Below are 15,928 nucleotides of genomic sequence, written 5' to 3'. Positions count from 1 at the left end.
CCACGACACACAGACACAATGAGCACCGACGACGCCACACCCGAGGAGACGGACGACGCACTGAACGAAGAGCGTGCCCGCGAGCAGTTGATCGACCTCGCGGCGGAGCTGTACGAACAGTTCGAGTCGGGGGACGTTCCCTCGATGACGCTGCCGACGCGGACGAAGAGCAACATCGAGTACAGCGAGGAGGACGACGTGTGGGTGTACGGCGACCGCACGTCGACGCGGTCGGCCAACTCCGTCCGCGGGGCCCGCAAGCTCCTGAAGGCGATCTACACCGTCGAGTTCCTCGACAAGCAACTCGCCGAGGACCGCTCCTCGACGCTGCGGGAGTTGTACTACCTCTCGGAGTCGTGGGACACCGAGGAGGCGCAGTTCGACAGCCAAGACGAGTCGAACCAGTTGGTCGAGGACTTGGAGATCGTCTCCGGGGTGACCCGCGAGGACTTCCACATGCGTCCCGAGGAGTCCGGGGCGACGCTGATGGGGCCCCTGGAGTTGCGCGAGCAGACCCGCCGCGGCGAGCGCGTGATCCACTGTCAGGAGGACGTGGGCGAAGGGGGCTACCAGATCCCGAACAACCCGGACATGATCGAGTTCCTCGACGACGACATCGACTTCGCGCTGGCCGTCGAGACCGGCGGGATGCGGGACCGACTCGTCGAGAACGGGTTCGACGAGGCGTACAACTGTCTCGTGATCCACCTGAAGGGCCAGCCGGCGCGCGCGACCCGTCGGATCACCAAGCGAGTCCACGACGAACTCGACGTGCCGATCCTCGTGTTCACGGACGGTGACCCGTGGTCGTACCGGATCTACGGCTCCGTCGCGTACGGCTCGATCAAGTCGGCGCACCTCTCGGAGTACCTCGCGACGCCGGAGGCGCGGTACGTCGGCATCCGCCCGCAGGACATCGTCGACTACGATCTGCCGACGGACCCGCTGTCGGACTCCGACGTGAACGCCTTGGAGTCGGAGTTGGAGGACCCGCGCTTCCAGACGGACTTCTGGGAGGAGCAGATCGAACTCCAACTCGACATCGAGAAGAAGGCCGAACAGCAGTCGCTCGCCTCCCAGGGGCTCGACTTCGTGACGGAGACGTACCTCCCCGAGCGGCTCGAAGAGATGGGCGTGTTGTAGGCTGAAACGACGGGGAGTCGCGTCTGCGGCTCCGCCAACTCGTCACGTCTGCGGCTCCGAGTAGACCGTTGAGGTTCAAGAGGCTCGCCCCCGGAGTCGGCGTGTGAACCTCTCGGAGGCGACGTGGACGGAGTTCGAGGCGGCGGCGCCGGACGTGGCGCTGGTGCCGGTCGGGAGCACCGAACAGCACGGCCCACACGCACCGCTGGGGACGGACACGCTGAACGCCGTCGCGGTCGCGGAGGCGGCCGACGAGCGACTCGGCGGGGAGGTAGACGACGACGTGCCGGAGGGGACGGCGGTCGACGGACGGCCCGACGAGAACGCGGCCGACGACTCGTCGGACGAGCCGCCGAGTGTCGTCGTCGCGCCGCCGATCCACGTCGGCGTCAGCGAGGAACACCGCGCGTTCCCGGGGACGCTGTGGGTCTCCCCGGACACGTTCCGGTCGTACGTCCGCGAGACCGCCGAGAGTCTCGCCACACACGGCGTCGACCGCGTCGTGTTCGTCAACGGCCACGGCGGCAACGTCGAGGCGCTCGCGGAGGTCGCCCGCGAGCTCTCGCGGTCCGAGACCGGGCCGTACGCGGTCGCGTTCACCTGGTTCGAGGCCGTGGGCGACCACGGGAGCGACATGGGCCACGCCGGACCGCTGGAGACGGCACTCCTGCGACACACGACGCCCGAGTCGATTCGCGAAGATCGCGTCGCGGCGGCGGCCGCGGACGCCGCGGACCGCTGGGGGGAGTGGGTCCGCGGGGTGAACCTCACCCACGACAGCGACGCGTTCACCGAGAACGGCGTCGTCGGCGACCCGACGGCGGGCGACGCCGAGCGCGGGGCGGAACTGCTCGACCTCGCGGCCGCGTCGCTGTGTGAGGTGGTGCGAGCCGTCGCCGAGCGCGAGCCGTGAGTCGACGGTGACCAGCCGCAGGGGCCGACCGCGCCGGTGGCAGAAGTCGACCTGAACCCGACGACACCGGTGACCACGACCCGCGCCGCGACGGTCGCGCCGACACCGTAGCCTTCACACCCGCACCGGCCCACCACCGCGTGTGACAGACACAGCACTCGTGATCGGCGGCACGCGGTTCATCGGCCGCCACCTCGTCGAGGACCTGCTGGCACACGACTACGACGTGACGTTGTTCAACCGCGGCAACCACGACAACCCGTTCGCCGAGACGGACAGGGTCGCCCACGTCGAGGGGGACCGCACGGATCGCACCGCACTCCGGACGGCGAAGCTCTCCGTCGAGCCCGACTACGTCTTCGACATGGTGGCGTACCACCCGAGCGACGTGTCGGTGGCGGTGGACGTGTTCGACGACGTCGACGGCTACGTGTACGTCTCCTCGGGCGCCGCCTACGCCGACGAGGAGATCCCGAAACGCGAGGGTGTGACCGCGCTGGAGTCGTGTACGGACGAACAGGCGGTCGACGAGAGCGGCGAGACGTACGGCAACCGGAAGGCCGAGGGCGACCGGATCGTCGCCGACGCGGCGGCGGACGGGGTGAACGCCTACGCCGTCCGGCCGTGTATCGTCTACGGCCCGGACGACTACACGGAGCGACTCGACTACTGGATCGACCGCGTGTTGACCGAGGATCGCGTCGTCGTCCCCGGCGACGGGGACAACGTCTGGCACCGCGCGTACGTCGAGGATGTCGCCTCGGCGTTGCGGATCGTCGCCGAGTCCGGCGAGCCGGGCGCGGCGTACAACGTTGGCGACCGCCGCCTCGTGACGATGGAGGAGATGGTGGAACTGATCGCCGACGTGGCCGACACCGAGGTGGAGGTCGTCCACGCCAGCGAACGCGAGTTGGCGGCCGCGGACCTCTCCGTGGACGACTTTATTCTCTACCGAGAGTACCCGCACGTGCTGGCGACGGACCGACTCGCCGCGCTCGGGTGGGAGTCGACGCCCCTCCGGGAGGCGATGGCCCGCAGCGTCGCCGACCACCGCGCGTCCGACCGCGACGGCAGCGAGCACGACCCGGGCCGAGAGGAGATCGAGACGGTGCTGGGCGTCCTCGACACGGTCTGAGCCGAGCGCCGCGGTGGCAGGCGAGCAGGTCGCTGCGGCCGGACACTCGCGTGACGATCCCGCGTCACCCGACCACGCCGCCGAGCGTCCCGGCGGCGTCGGCGAGGAAGGCGACGCCGAACCCGGCCAACACGAGCGCAGAGCCGACGGCGACCACCGGGGCGAGGGCGCTCACTCGACGGCGTGCGGTGACGAGTGCGCCGGGGAAGCCGGTGATCCAGACGCCGATGCCGCCGAAGAAGCCGACGATCAGCGCCGGACTCCCGGTCTCGACGACGAGTGTCCCGGCGAGTGCCTCCACCTCCGCGGCGGCGAACACGTCGATCCGACCGGGGTCGAGCAGGCCGACCCCCACCGTCAGCCAGAACAACACCTGGTAAGGGTTGGTCAGCGCCAGGACGAACGCCTTCTGGAACCCCGTTCCCGCGACGAGTCCCCCGGCGTCGGCGGTCGACGTCTCCGACGCCGTCGCGGGTGTCTCCGTCGACGGGGTCTCGATCTCCGCCGACGCTCCGCCAGTCTCGTCCGCCGAGTCCGTCTCGAAGAACCCGACCGAGACCTCGCCACGCCCGCGGAGTGCGGCGAACAGCCCGGCGTCGGTCGCCGCGCCGTAGGCGAAGTACAACATGAGCAGGCCGCCGACACCGACCATCGTGCCGCGGACGACGGGGAACTCGTCGACGAAGCCGACGACACCCAACGCCGCGAGGACGAAGAAGACGCCGTCGGCGGCTGCCGCTCCGAGCCCGGCACGGAACCCCGCACCCCACCCGTGGAGGACGCTCTCCTCGGCGATGATCGCGTTCATCGGGCCCGGCGGCGCCGCCAGCGTCAATCCGAAGGCGACGCCCGCGGCGAGCGTCACGGCGAGTGTCGTCGCCACGCACGACGGTCCGCGGCCCGCGGTAAAAAGGTGTCCAGGCTGGGACGGGCGTCGGTACGGGGGTCGTCGGGACGAGTGTCGTCGGGGCGAAGACTGTCGGGACGAGGGTCGTCGGGACGGATGTCGTCGGAACGAGTGTCGTCGGGACGAAGATTGTCGGGACGGGTGTCGTCGAGACGAGGAGACGGTCGTCGCGTCAGGCGTCGGCACCGGACGGCTGTTCGTCGATCTCGTCGGCCTGGTCCGCGGGGGCGACGGCGATGGAGTCGGCGACGGACTCGGGGAGACTCTGCTCGGCGTCGTCGACGGCGACGGTGACCATCCCGAACGGCGCCACGTCGGAGACGACCACCTGCGTGCCGGGCGTGATCCCGGCGTCCGCGAGGTACGCCAGGTCGTCGTCGTCGCGGTCGTCGACCCGCGCGACGACGATCCGGTCGCCCGTCTCACACGACGACAACGGCACCGTCGGGGCCTCCGTCGGCGGTTCGAGGTCCGCACTCGGGATCGGATCGCCGTGTGGGTCGACCGCGGGGTCGCCCAACACCTCGGCGACCCGCCGCTCGAACTCCTCGCTGATGTGGTGTTCGAGGGTGTCGGCCTCGTCGTGGACCTCGTCCCACGAGTAGTCCAGGTGTTCCGCGAGGTACGCCTCCAACAGCCGGTGGTGGCGCAACACCTCGATGGCGAGTGTCCGTCCCTCTTCGGTCAGCTCCGTCCCCTCGTACTTCTCGCGGGTGACCACACCGCGGTCTTCGAGCGTGTCGAGCATGCTGGTGACCGTCGGCGCGGTCTTGTCGACACGCTCGGCGATGGCGGAGGTCGCGACGGGCGGCCCGGACTCCTCCTCCAAGACGTAGATCGCCTTGATGTAGTCCTCCATCACGTCGCTCAGGACGGTCATCGGCTCCGGGTAGGTGCGTCCCCCGGATGTATCTGCCGGAGCCACCGCCTCGCCGCCCTGTCGTTCCGGCGTTCGCCTGCCCATCGCTCCGCCGTCCGGCCGTCCCGTCGTCTCACTGGTCTGCCGTCCCGCCGTCCCGGCGGCCTGCCGCTCCGGCATCACCGGCTACAGCGACCAGCGCTCGAAGAACGACCACAGGGCGTCGCTGGCCGACGGCGCGTCGGGAGCGACGTACTCGCCGGTGTCGCCACCGGCCCACTCGTGGCCCATCCCCTCGACCAGCCAGTACTCGACGTTCACGCGCCCCCGACTGTCCGTGTACCTGTCTCGGCGGTAGTCGTACCCACCCTCGGAGTCGTACACGCGGTCGTCCGGCTCCGTGTTCACGCTCTCGTCGTCGGCGCCGTCGACGAGGTCGTTCGTCTCCACCGCCTGTGTGCGCACCTGGTCGCCGTTCACCACGTCGACGGTGTCGTCGTCCGTGCCGTGGACCACGACCGTCGGCACGCGATCGACGATCTCGTCGTCGACCATCGACCGGTACGCCTGCTCGCCCTGGTCGTACGGGTTCGGCCCGCCGAACGCCATCACCCCCGTCGCACCGGTCGCCGTCTCGGCGGCGTCGTACTCCAGCCCGGAGTGGACCCCACCGGCGGCGTACACGTCGGCGTAGGAGGCCAGCAGGTTCGGGACCATCGCCGCACCCGCCGAGAAGCCCGCGAGGTAGATCCGGTCGCGGTCGAGCGACTCCCGGTCGACCGCACGCAGGGCGACGTTCGTGATCGACGCCCCCTCGCCGCTGCCGCGAGCCGTGTTGTAGTCGTAGTACCAGTTCCAGCAGTCGAAGCCGTTCGCGAACGACGACTGGTCCGGGTACACCACGACCGCGTTCTCCCGCTCGGCCACGTCGTTCATCCCCGTCGCCGCCGCGAACTCGTCCGGCTCCTGCGAACAGCCGTGGAGCATCACGAGGAGCGGTTCGCCGCCGCTGGCCCCGGACGGGACGTACTTCGTGTAGTGGAGTCCGTCGTAGTACTCGTCTGTGTAGGTACCCTCCGCCGCCGTCGTCGGGAGTGTGCCGACTGTCGTCGCCGTCACCGCCGTCCCCAGCGTCTGAAGTACGTCTCGTCTACGCATGCGGTGTCTCACCACACTCGCTGTACAACATAGTTCACTCGGTTAACGTGTTAACCCCGGCCGGAGCCGACTGGAACCCAGTCTCTCGTAGGTGGAGGTACATCGGCTCGCGGTCCGGTTCCAGCGAGTCGAGCGTGGATCTCTCGCAGACAGACGTGTTGTCGTGCCGACTGTGTCGGTGTCGCTCGGCACCGGCACGACCGGACCGAGCGGGACCGGGTACGGTCCCGAGCCGGAGGCGGACAGCCCCCGAAAGAGGCCGCCAGTTCGACACGGTGCGCCGTGCCGGCGTGGCGACGCTCGCGACGCGGTGGTCTTCGAGAACCGGACGTGGGTCGCCGACGAGTACAGTCGGCGCGAGGCGGTCGCCGCCAGCGGGACGGCACACACCGACCACCTCTGTCGTGGGACGCTCGGGGAGTCGAGACGCTGCTCGTCGACACAGAGGTGGGAATCGGCGCCGTTGGTCGGGCTACGGCGGCCGATCTCGGGGGTCGCGTAGTCCCACACCCTCGGGAGACAGTGCCGTCCGACTACTCGGACGCGACGAGGCGTACCCGAACCCGACGCTGTACGACGGCCTCGCCGGCGTCGCCTACACCCTCTGTCGGATCGCACGGCCGACGGAGTTACCCCGTCTGCTCGCGGTCGAGTGAGCGACGGATCGGTTCCAGATTTGTGAGTCCGTTGGCCTCTTGCCAGGTTGGGTTCGAACGAACCGACAGCTGTGGATGCCGCGCGAGAGACTCGCGAGAGAGGAGTGAGCAGAGCAAGCGACGAGGGTGGGAGTGAGATGCTGTACGGGGCGGGTTCGGGCGCCGCTTCCCGAGTGGTGGTCACACCCGACGATTCGGCCTTGTCTGAACACTACCTCCCGTCGCCGTCTACGGGTCTCGACTCGCTCGAATTCCGTCTCTCACTCGAAGAGTCGCCGTACTGAGCCGCGAGACAGACCCCCCGTCGGAGTCGTGGAGCGAAGATCGACCTACTGTGATCGGGGAGAGTCTCCGCACGTCTCGCACAACGCTCGACGGCAATCCGTCCGTGCGGCCGTCTGGACGACCGTCCTCTGTCGACTTGGAACCGGGTTTCCAGAGAAGATTCCACTCTGTCGACGAATTACTAGACGACAAGACGGCCGCTTTGTGTATTTCAAAAGAAATTTAATGACTGTATCAAGTTACCAGACGCCATGTCGAAGTCGACGACGGAGGGCGATGTCGTACGGGATATGTTGAAGAGCCTCTCCCTCATCGTGGCATTCCTCGCGAACCTCGTGCTCGCAGTCGGGGTGGCGAGCACGGTGGTCGACTTGGTGCCGCAGCCGTCGATGAACACGGTCGAGCTCGCGTTCGGCGTCCTACTCTTCGCCCTGGGACTGTTCGTACTCCGCCTCCTCGTTCTCCTGTTCGTGGTCGGAACGGCCAATCCAGTGGCCGGACTGGCCTTGACAGCCGTGTTCGGGGTCGTCGTAGTTCCGAGTCTGTTCGTGTTGTACACCGCCGCGTCGACCGTCTGGGAGACACTCCCAGCACAGTACGCCGTCCGGACGTCGTTCCTGTTCCTGCTGGGAAGCCTGTTCAGTGGGACACTGGCAGGGGACGGGAACACCTGACCACCAACGGTTCTGGACGAATAGAGAGATAGAAGACAGTGATCAGCGACTCGGACCCCACACGTCCGAGAACTCGCTGCCGCTCACCCACCCGATTGTGGCGCTCGCGGGCTCGTTCCACGGGCTCGCGAGCCTGCGCGTTGGCTGTCGTCGTCCGTAGTTCTCGTTCCGCTCGTGTTTCGTGTCCCACTCCGAGGGCCACGGCACCGGGCGACGAGACACACCTTCCGTCCGACCCTGGCGCGTGAGTCGGCGTACTGCGGCCGAGGGTAGTCTCTACACGTCACGCACTGGGGTCGGCGGCGATTCGTCCACGCCTGTCTGGACGACTGTCCAGAGTCGAGCGCTTAGTTCGTGTCCCTGGAGATGATTCTGGGCTGTGTTACATTACTTGGCGAGACAGTGACAGATTTCACAATTCGAAAGGAGTTTTTGCTTCTGATTCTACGCTCCGATCACCATGCAAAACTCGGCGACAAAGGCCGATACAGCACGGAGTTCGATCAAGTGGTTTTCTGTGATTGTAGCCTTCCTCGCAAACATCGTTCTCGCAGTGGGGGTGGCGAGCACGGGGGTCGACTGGGTACCTCAGCCGTCGATGAACACTATCGAGATCGCGTTCGGTGTCACACTCTTCGCCGTCGGGCTCATCGCGCTCCGTCTCCTCATCTTTCTGATCGTGATTGGAATCGCCAACCCCGTCGTCGCACTGGGCTCCGTCGTCTTCCTGGTGGCGATCGGCGTTCCGGGCCTGTTCGTGATGTACACCGCTGTGACGACTGTCTGGGAGACGCTCCCCGCACGGTACGCAGTCCGGACCTCGTTCTTGTTCCTCCTAGGAAGCCTGTTCAGTGGGTCGATAGTTGGAGACGAGTACAGCTGATCACCAGTGGTTCGGCACGAGCAGAGACCGACGGCCGCGAACTGAAGGGACCACTCGTACCACGAAGCGTTCGAGAACTCGCTGCAGGTCACTCGCCCGCCCGCGGCGCTCGCGGGCTCGTTCCACGGGGTCGCGGGTCACTCTGTTCTCCACTCGCCAGCCGAGGTTCTCGCTTCGCTCGAACCTCGCAACGGGCGGCGAGGGATTCGAACCGGAGCCAGACGGTCGGCCTCGTTCCACTCGGCCGCTGCGACTGGCAGGGTTCGAATCCTCGTGCCGGTGCGCTCGGTCTCTCACTCCGTTCGAGAACTCGCTGTACGGGCGGCGAGGGATTCGAACCCCCGACCCCTTGGTCCGGAACCAAGTGTTCTGTCCGCTGAACTAGCCGCCCTCGTGATCACCTACTCCAGTGATCCGTTTGAAGGCTTCGATCACCACGAGACGTGCCACTCGCACGCCGACGCCGTCGCCACCGGCTCACGTCTCGTCACTCCCCGACGCCTCGTCCCCCGTCCCGTCTCCTCCCTCGGCGACGAACTCCGTCGAGACGAACGACTCGTCCGTCTGCGACCCGTCGACCTGTGACTCGGTGGTGTCCGACTCCACGGGTGCGGCGGCGCCCGTCTCACCCGGAGACTCCTCACCAGTCTCGGGCACACGCTCCGCGTCCGACTCGCCCTCGCTCGACTCGTCTGCCTCCGTCCCGACAGTGTCGTCGTCGATCACCGCGGACTTCCAGGTGCCGCGGGTGAACCACAGCCCCGAGGCGATCGCACCGAGGATCTGTCCGGCCGCCATCCCGATCCAGATCCCGGCGGGGCCGAACCCCTGCAGGATCGCCAACCCGTAGACGATGGGCACGCGTCCGAGCCACAGCGCGACCAGCGAGAACCCCAACGCGGTCTTCGTGTTGCCCGCACCACGGTACGCGCCGAGTGTCACCTGGAGGAGCCCGATGAAGCCGAACTCGAACGCCCGCGTCCGGAGGTACTCGCCGCCGAAGCGGATCGTCTCCGCGCCCGCCTCCGTCCCGGTCGCGATGAACAGGTTCACGATCGGCTCCGCGAACAGCCACGCGAGTACCGCGACGACGAGCATCACCGCGGTCGCGGCCTTCACGGCGAGCCACACCGCCCGCTCGGCCCGCTCCGGCTTTCCAGCGCCGAGGTTCTGCCCGACGATGGTGTTCGTCGCCCGCCCGAGTCCGAGCGCGGGGAGGAACACCAGCGACACCAGTCGGTTCCCCAGCCCGTAGGCGGCGACCACCTCCGGCGAGAAGGTGACGACGATGGCGGTCAGGGTGATGAACCCCAGCGCGCTCGCGGACTGTTCGGCCGCCGAGGGGACCCCGACGGTGACGATCTCGCGGACGTACTCGTACCGCGGCAAGAAGTCCGGCAGCGACACGCTCGGGCCCGCCGAGGTGAACAACAGCACGTACAGCCCGATCACGGTCGCGATGCCCCGAGAGATCACCGTCGCCAACGCCGCGCCGGTGACGCCGAGTCGCGGCACCGGGCCGACGCCGAAGATGAGGATCGGGTCGATGACGACGTTGACGAGCACGGAGATCGCCATCACGATCATCGGCGCTCGCGTGTTGCCGTAGCCGCGCATCAGCGACGAGAACACGAAGAATCCGAACAGGAACGGGAGACCGGCGAAGAACACCCGCATGTACTCCGCGGCCAACGGGATCACCTGTCCCGCCGTCGCCGGCGAAGACGGAAGCACGTTCAACAGCGGTACGGTGAGTACGTACCCCAACATCCCGACCGTCACTGCGATGGCGGTGATGAACCCGATCGTCTGACCCGCCACCGTCCCGGCCGACCCCTCCGAGTCGGCCCCGGTGTACTGTGCGACCAGCGTCGAGCCCGCGACGTTGAACCCGCCGCCGACGGAGATGAACAGGAAGATCAGCGGGAACGCGAGGCTGATCGCCGCCACCGCGTCCGTCGAGAACCGGCCGAGCCACACCGTGTCCGCGAGGTTGTACGCCACCTGCAACAGCTGGGTGGCGACGATGGGCCACGCCAGCGCGAACATGGGTCTCGCGAGGTCCCCGGAGGTGAGCGAGTCGTCCGACGGTCGTGACACGGACACGACAGATCCGTCCGTCAGTGGGTGTGGCGACGACGGGTTTCAACACTCCGATCCACCGGGACGCCGTGACACACACTCGCGAGACGGGTGGTACACACGACACACTCGCGAGACGAGTGGCGGCGGATCACGAGCGGATCGTGGACGGACGGTCCGTCCTCGGTGGCCCTGTCGAGACTGGAGAGGAAGACGAAGAGAACGGCTCGGCTTCGGTGGATTCGAGTCGCAGTCCGAGACGTGCGTCTGCGTCCGGAGGTGTCCGTCTTAGGGTGCCTCGCCCGTCTCGATGGTGAAGTCGTCGCGGGGGTAGGCGACGCAGGTCAGCGTGTAGCCGTCGTCCAACTCGGCGTCGCCGAGCATCTGCTGGTCGTCGTGTTCGACGTAGTCCTCGGCGTTGCCACCGGTCGTGATCTGGCCGGCACACGAGACGCACTGTCCCTGCCGACAAGCGTACGGGAGATCCATCCCCTCGTCTTCTCCCTGATCGAGCAGGGGTTCGTCGTTGGCGACCTCGATCGTCTCGCCCTCCTTGGCGAACTCCACCTCGAAGTACTCCACCTCGTCCTCGGGGATGTCGCCGGGGCCGGCCTCCTCCTCGACGGCCGCCTCGCCCTCGGCGAGTTCGCCGTCCTCGCCGGCCGGCACCGCGCCGGCGGCGACACCGCCGCCGCCGATGGCACGGTTGCCCGGTTCGGGGAAGTCGGTCTCCTCGACGGTCGCGGCCCGGCGTTCCAGCACCTCGTCGGAGATGTCACCCGTCGGCTCCCAGCCCGTTCCGCGGGCGTAGTGGAGCACGACGAACACGACGACGAGAGCCGCGCCCGACCCGAGTGCCACGGGGTCTACCATGCGAGCGGGTTGGACACGGGGATTGAATAGGGTTGTGATTAGCCGCCCGCCTCCCGCCCGACGAGAACCGCGACCGTCCGACCGCAGTCAGGCGGTTCGCGCCGCCGGTCACTCCTCGCGTCGGCGGACCTCGTGGCGACCGAACCCGTACCGGAGTCGGTTCGCGAGTCGCCGTGCGAACCGGTCCTCTCGGGAGTCGAACCGCTCGGCCAACGCCTGGTACACCAACGGCATCGGCACCTCCTGTTCCAACGCCTCCTGGACGGTCCACGTGCCCGTAGAGCCGCCCGCGACGTGGTCGGCCACGTCGCCCAAGTCCGACCCCTCCTCGTGGAACGCCTCCTCACACAGCTCCAACAGCCACGACCGGATCACCGCGCCGTTGTTCCACGTCCGGGCGACGGTCTCGAGATCGAGGTCGTACCGCCCTCGGTGGAGCAGTTCGAACCCCTCGCCGTACGCCTGCATCAGCGCGTACTCGACGCCGTTGTGGACCATCTTCACGTAGTGGCCCGACCCACTCGGTCCCATCCGGTCGTGTCCGTCGGGGCCGATCGCGACGGCGTCGAACACCGGTTCGAGGCGCTCGTAGGCGGTCGCCGGCCCACCGACCATCAGCGAGAAGCCCAACTCGGCGCCCGCGGGGCCGCCGGAGGTGCCACAGTCCAGGTACGCCGCGTCCGTCGTCTCGGCGCGCCGGACGGAGTCCTCGAAGTGGGAGTTCCCGCCGTCGACGACCACGTCGTCGGCGTCGAGGTGTGGCTCCAACTCCGCCAGCGTCGCGTCGACGGCGTCGCCGGCCGGCACCATCAGCCAGACCGCGAGCGACGCGTCGTCGCCGGCGGCGGCGAGCCGGTCACATAGGTCTCCGACCGAGTCGGCCGGCTCCGCGCCCGCCTCCGCCGCCGTCGCGGTCGCGGTCGCGTCGAGGTCGAACGCCACCACGCCGTGACCCGCATCGAGCACGCGCTCGACGACGATCTGTCCCATCCGCCCGAGTCCGACGACTCCCAGATGCACACGCTGACCCTCGCCCGGCCCCCAGTTGTCCGTTGCGGTCCGTCTCCGACGGGCGGCACTCGGGACGCGTCGTCCAGCCCCGCCGGTGTGAGACGACGCTCGGTGACTCCGTTCGCTCGGTGAGCGAGACGACCGACTGTGACACTCGACGAACGAGACGACCGACTGTGACACTCGACGAACGAGACGACCGAGTACACCCGCGACAGAACTACGAGCCGCCCGCCGCCGCGAGTTCACTCCTCGCTGGCGTCGACCGCCCGCCCGCCGTCCGCCTCGACACTCTCCGTGTCGGCCTCCTCGCCGTCGCCCTCTCCGGTGTCCGACTCGCCGCCCCCCGCGTCCGGCGGCTCCACGTCGCGCCCGAACTCGTCGAACTCGTCGAACGTCTCCGGGAGCGTGTGTGCCAGCCGACGCTCCTCGCGTTCGTCCGGCAGCCGGTCGCCGACATCTTCGGCGACGGACTCCCAGCCGGGCTTGACCCGGACGCTGCGTGCCGGCGTCCCGACGGCGACGTGGTGGGCGGGCACGTCCCCCTGGAGGATCGCCTTCGCACCCAGCATCGCGTTGCGACCGACACGCGAGCCGGCGCGGACCATCGAGTCGAAGCCGAGGCGCACGTCGTCCTCCAGCACGGTGTGGTAGTTGTACACCTCCGTCTGGTCGACCACGTCGTGGTCGTGCGAGTAGACGTGCGTCGAGTCGGCGATCGACACGCGGTCGCCGATGGTCAACTCCCCGCGGTCGTCCAGGTGTACGTCGTCGTGGATCACGACGTTGTCCCCGACGGTGATGTTGTGGCCGTAGGTGAACGTGATTCCCTTGAAGAACCGGCAGTCGTCACCACACTCCGCGAACAGGTGGTTCGCGAGCATCTGGCGGAACCGGAGCGCGAACGCGATGTTGTCCGCCATCGGCGTCGCGTCGAACTGTCGCCAGAGCCACTGGAGGTACTTCGACTCCTGGAACCGATCCTCGTCCTTCTCGGCGTAGTACTCCGACTCCAGGGTGGCGTTACACGGGTCGTACCCCTGGAGTCGCACCCGCTCGGCCGGCGTCACCTCGCCGCCGGCCTGCCAGCGGTCGTACGCCTCCCGGTCTCCGAAGAGGTCGACGAGCGTCTCGCGGACGACGGCACAGGTGTCCTCGTCGGAGGCGAGTCGCTCGTCGACCCGTTCGACGAACTCCGAGACTCCCGACTCCGCGTCTGCCGGGAGGTCGACGTGGCGTTTCGTCACGACCCGAACCTTCGCCGGGCAGCGTCATATGGGTTCTGGTGTCGGCGGCCCGTCGCGTCGGCTCGCTCGAGTCGGGTTGTTTCCGGCTGCTCCCGAGTGAGGGTCACCGAGACGGATCGTCGGTCCCGTTCGTGTGACCCGGTCGCGACGGTCACCCGCGTCGCGGTCGTCGTGCGCCGTCACCCTCGTCGCGACCGAGCCCGTCGGCGGAGTCACGGCACACGGTACCACGAGTGTCGCGGGACTTATCCGGCGTGAGCGCGTCGGGACGGTAGTGACAGAAGAGACACAGCGGAAGAACCTCCGCATGCCGAGTGGCGACGAGCAGTTCGCCGTCGTCACCCGCCACGACGGCGGGAATCACGTGCAGCTCCGGTGCCAGGACGGCACGGAACGGCTCGGGCGCATCCCCGGGCGCATGAAGTACCGCGTCTGGATCGAAGAGGGCGACGTGGTGCTGGCGGACCCGTGGGACTGGCAAGACGAGAAGGCCGACATCGAGTGGCGCTACGACGAGCAGGACGCGGACCAACTGCGCGACGAAGGCCACATCGAGTGATCTAGCGGGCGGTCGCGGCTTCTCTCCGTTCTCGACGTGAGTAGTCCCGCCTTCGACTGTCCACCCACACACCACACCCGACTCGTGGGTATCGATGTCGACTGAATCCAGACCGAGTACACGACGGCACACAGTTCTAAGTGGATCGTGGAACAGCAGTAACTCCCGAGAGACGATGAAGCGACCCGAAGACGACGGAGACAGTGAGTCGTACGGGACCGTGAGGATCGACGGTCGTGGCCGGTTGACGATCCCGGAGACACTCCGTGACGATCTCGCACTCGAAGCGGGGACGACGTTCGACGTGTCCCGGTCGGGCAGCGAGATTCACCTCGTCGCGAGACCACCCGATCTACAGACACTCACTAGGGACGAAGAGTGGACTGGAGACGCGTTCCGCGACGCCGGGGCGGCGACGTTCGGCGAACCGGAGTGAACTCAGTCGGCCGCGACCGTTCGACGCGAGTCGGCGACCGTCGCGAGCACGTCGTCGAAGAACCCCAGCGAGTCGTGCGGGCCGGGGTTGGCCTCCGGGTGGTACTGCCGCGTGAGTACGTTCCACTCGTCGTGGTCGAGTCCCTCGGCGGTGCCATCGTTGACGTTCACCTGCGTCACCTCCAGCGGCCCGGGGTCGGCGACGGAGTAGCCGTGGTTCTGAGTCGTCATCACGACGCGGTCCGTCTCGAGGTCCCGCACCGGCTGGTTGACGCCGCGGTGTCCGAACGACATCTTCTCCGTCTCGCCGCCGACCGCGCGGGCGACGATCTGTTGGCCGAGACAGATCCCCGCGATCGGCAGCTCGTCGAGGAACTCGTCGACGAGTGCCTCCGCGGCGTCGTACGTCGCCGGGTCGCCCGGCCCGTTCGAGACGAACAACACGTCGGCGTCGCGAGCCCGCACGTCGGCCGCCGTCGCGTCGTGTGGGAGCACGTGGACGTCCGCACCGCGCTCCGCGAGCGACTCGGCGATCGACCCCTTCGCACCGCAGTCGACGAGCGCCACGTCGGCGTCGGCACCGCCCGCCTCGCCAGACACCGTGTACGGCTCCGGGGTCGACACCTGCGCGCCGATCTCCGTGTGCGCCGACATCGGCTCGGCGGCGTCGAGTTCCGCACGGGCGTCGGCGGGTGTAGCCGCTGGACCGGCGGCGATCCCACACGCCATCGCCCCCTCCTCGCGGACGCTGGTGACGATCGCGCGGGTGTCGAGGTGGTCGATCGCCGGCACGTCCGCGTCCGCGAGCCAGTCGGCCACGTCGTCGGTGAACTCCCGCGCGACGGCGGCGTTCGGGTGGACGCGGTCGGACTCGAACCGCTCGGATCGGACGCCGTAGTTGCCGACCAACGGGTACGAGAACGTGAGCACCTGCTCCTCGTAGGAGGGGTCCGTCAACGACTCCTCGTACCCAGTGTACGCGGTCGTGAACACCAGTTCGCCGCGGGCGCGACCCGGCGCACGACAGCGTGCCTCGAACACGCGACCGTCCGCCAGTGCCAGGAACGCGTCCGTCATTACGAGACACGCACGGACCGACCCGTGATAA

General features: G+C 68.1%; 15 protein-coding genes and 1 tRNA gene. 7 read left to right on the top strand and 9 right to left on the bottom strand.

Translation table 11 applies throughout. From position 1 onward, the window contains the following. Nucleotides 1–18 precede the first annotated feature (18 nt). The 3 genes from RYH80_RS13265 to RYH80_RS13255 all read left to right on the top strand — a co-directional run bounded on the left by RYH80_RS13265 (nt 19) and on the right by RYH80_RS13255 (nt 3,191). Nucleotides 19–1,143 carry a DNA topoisomerase IV subunit A gene (locus RYH80_RS13265; protein WP_370904359.1) on the top strand — a complete coding sequence of 375 codons (1,125 nt, stop codon included), beginning with the start codon at nt 19–21 and terminating at the stop codon, nt 1,141–1,143. A gap of 103 nt (nt 1,144–1,246) precedes the next feature. Further along, nucleotides 1,247–2,056 (top strand): creatininase family protein, encoded by an 810-nt coding sequence (locus RYH80_RS13260; protein ID WP_370904358.1) that lies wholly within the window; start codon nt 1,247–1,249, stop codon nt 2,054–2,056. A 142-nt stretch (nt 2,057–2,198) separates the two neighbouring features. Then, nucleotides 2,199–3,191 (top strand): NAD-dependent epimerase/dehydratase family protein, encoded by a 993-nt coding sequence (locus RYH80_RS13255; protein WP_370904357.1) that lies wholly within the window; start codon nt 2,199–2,201, stop codon nt 3,189–3,191. 64 nt (nt 3,192–3,255) lie between these two features. Here the strand turns inward: RYH80_RS13255 and RYH80_RS13250 are convergent, their stop codons facing one another. The 3 genes from RYH80_RS13250 to RYH80_RS13240 all read right to left on the bottom strand — a co-directional run bounded on the left by RYH80_RS13250 (nt 3,256) and on the right by RYH80_RS13240 (nt 6,115). After that, the gene (locus RYH80_RS13250) at nt 3,256–4,074 is read right to left on the bottom strand and encodes a LysE family transporter (RefSeq protein ID WP_370904356.1); all 819 of its coding nucleotides are present in this window, start codon (nt 4,072–4,074) and stop codon (nt 3,256–3,258) included. A 196-nt stretch (nt 4,075–4,270) separates the two neighbouring features. Continuing rightward, complete coding sequence (locus tag RYH80_RS13245; protein ID WP_370904721.1) at nt 4,271–4,957, bottom strand: metal-dependent transcriptional regulator; 687 nt, start codon at nt 4,955–4,957, stop codon at nt 4,271–4,273. Between the two features lie 186 nt (nt 4,958–5,143). Next, on the bottom strand, nt 5,144–6,115 hold the full coding sequence (locus RYH80_RS13240) for an extracellular catalytic domain type 1 short-chain-length polyhydroxyalkanoate depolymerase (RefSeq protein ID WP_370904355.1): 972 nt from the start codon (nt 6,113–6,115) through the stop codon (nt 5,144–5,146). 1,192 nt (nt 6,116–7,307) lie between these two features. On the opposite strand from RYH80_RS13240, the gene RYH80_RS13235 reads away from it, so the two are divergent. Further along, entirely contained in the window at nt 7,308–7,730 is a 423-nt protein-coding gene (locus RYH80_RS13235) for a hypothetical protein (RefSeq protein ID WP_370904354.1), read from the top strand. Nucleotides 7,731–8,190: 460 nt separating this feature from the next. Then, complete coding sequence (locus RYH80_RS13230; RefSeq protein ID WP_370904353.1) at nt 8,191–8,613, top strand: hypothetical protein; 423 nt, start codon at nt 8,191–8,193, stop codon at nt 8,611–8,613. A 318-nt stretch (nt 8,614–8,931) separates the two neighbouring features. Here the strand turns inward: RYH80_RS13230 and RYH80_RS13225 are convergent. The 5 genes from RYH80_RS13225 to RYH80_RS13205 form a co-directional block, all read right to left on the bottom strand. Beyond that, a tRNA-Arg gene (locus tag RYH80_RS13225) sits at nt 8,932–9,004 on the bottom strand. Nucleotides 9,005–9,090: 86 nt separating this feature from the next. Beyond that, the gene (locus tag RYH80_RS13220; protein WP_370904720.1) at nt 9,091–10,662 is read right to left on the bottom strand and encodes an MATE family efflux transporter; all 1,572 of its coding nucleotides are present in this window, start codon (nt 10,660–10,662) and stop codon (nt 9,091–9,093) included. A 321-nt stretch (nt 10,663–10,983) separates the two neighbouring features. Beyond that, a complete protein-coding gene (locus RYH80_RS13215; protein ID WP_370904352.1) occupies nt 10,984–11,568 on the bottom strand; it encodes a 2Fe-2S iron-sulfur cluster-binding protein in 585 nt (194 codons plus the stop codon). Nucleotides 11,569–11,676: 108 nt separating this feature from the next. Further along, complete coding sequence (gnd, locus tag RYH80_RS13210) at nt 11,677–12,588, bottom strand: phosphogluconate dehydrogenase (NAD(+)-dependent, decarboxylating) (RefSeq protein WP_370904351.1); 912 nt, start codon at nt 12,586–12,588, stop codon at nt 11,677–11,679. Between the two features lie 236 nt (nt 12,589–12,824). Beyond that, complete coding sequence (locus tag RYH80_RS13205) at nt 12,825–13,826, bottom strand: acyltransferase (RefSeq protein WP_370904350.1); 1,002 nt, start codon at nt 13,824–13,826, stop codon at nt 12,825–12,827. Between the two features lie 274 nt (nt 13,827–14,100). Here RYH80_RS13205 and RYH80_RS13200 point away from each other — a divergent pair, with 274 nt between their 5' ends. Both RYH80_RS13200 and RYH80_RS13195 read left to right on the top strand, forming a co-directional pair. Continuing rightward, entirely contained in the window at nt 14,101–14,385 is a 285-nt protein-coding gene (locus RYH80_RS13200; RefSeq protein ID WP_370904349.1) for a translation initiation factor eIF-1A, read from the top strand. A 175-nt stretch (nt 14,386–14,560) separates the two neighbouring features. Next, complete coding sequence (locus tag RYH80_RS13195) at nt 14,561–14,821, top strand: AbrB/MazE/SpoVT family DNA-binding domain-containing protein (protein ID WP_370904348.1); 261 nt, start codon at nt 14,561–14,563, stop codon at nt 14,819–14,821. A 2-nt stretch (nt 14,822–14,823) separates the two neighbouring features. On the opposite strand, the gene carA is transcribed toward RYH80_RS13195, so the two are convergent. Then, entirely contained in the window at nt 14,824–15,897 is a 1,074-nt protein-coding gene (gene carA / locus RYH80_RS13190) for a glutamine-hydrolyzing carbamoyl-phosphate synthase small subunit (protein WP_370904347.1), read from the bottom strand. Nucleotides 15,898–15,928 lie beyond the last annotated feature (31 nt).

Origin of the sequence: Halobaculum sp. MBLA0147 (genome assembly GCF_041361345.1) — an archaeon.
Classification (GTDB): Archaea; Halobacteriota; Halobacteria; order Halobacteriales; family Haloferacaceae; genus JAHENP01.
Note: the sequence above shows the minus strand (reverse complement) of the source record. Positions and strands in the feature narration are given on the sequence as shown.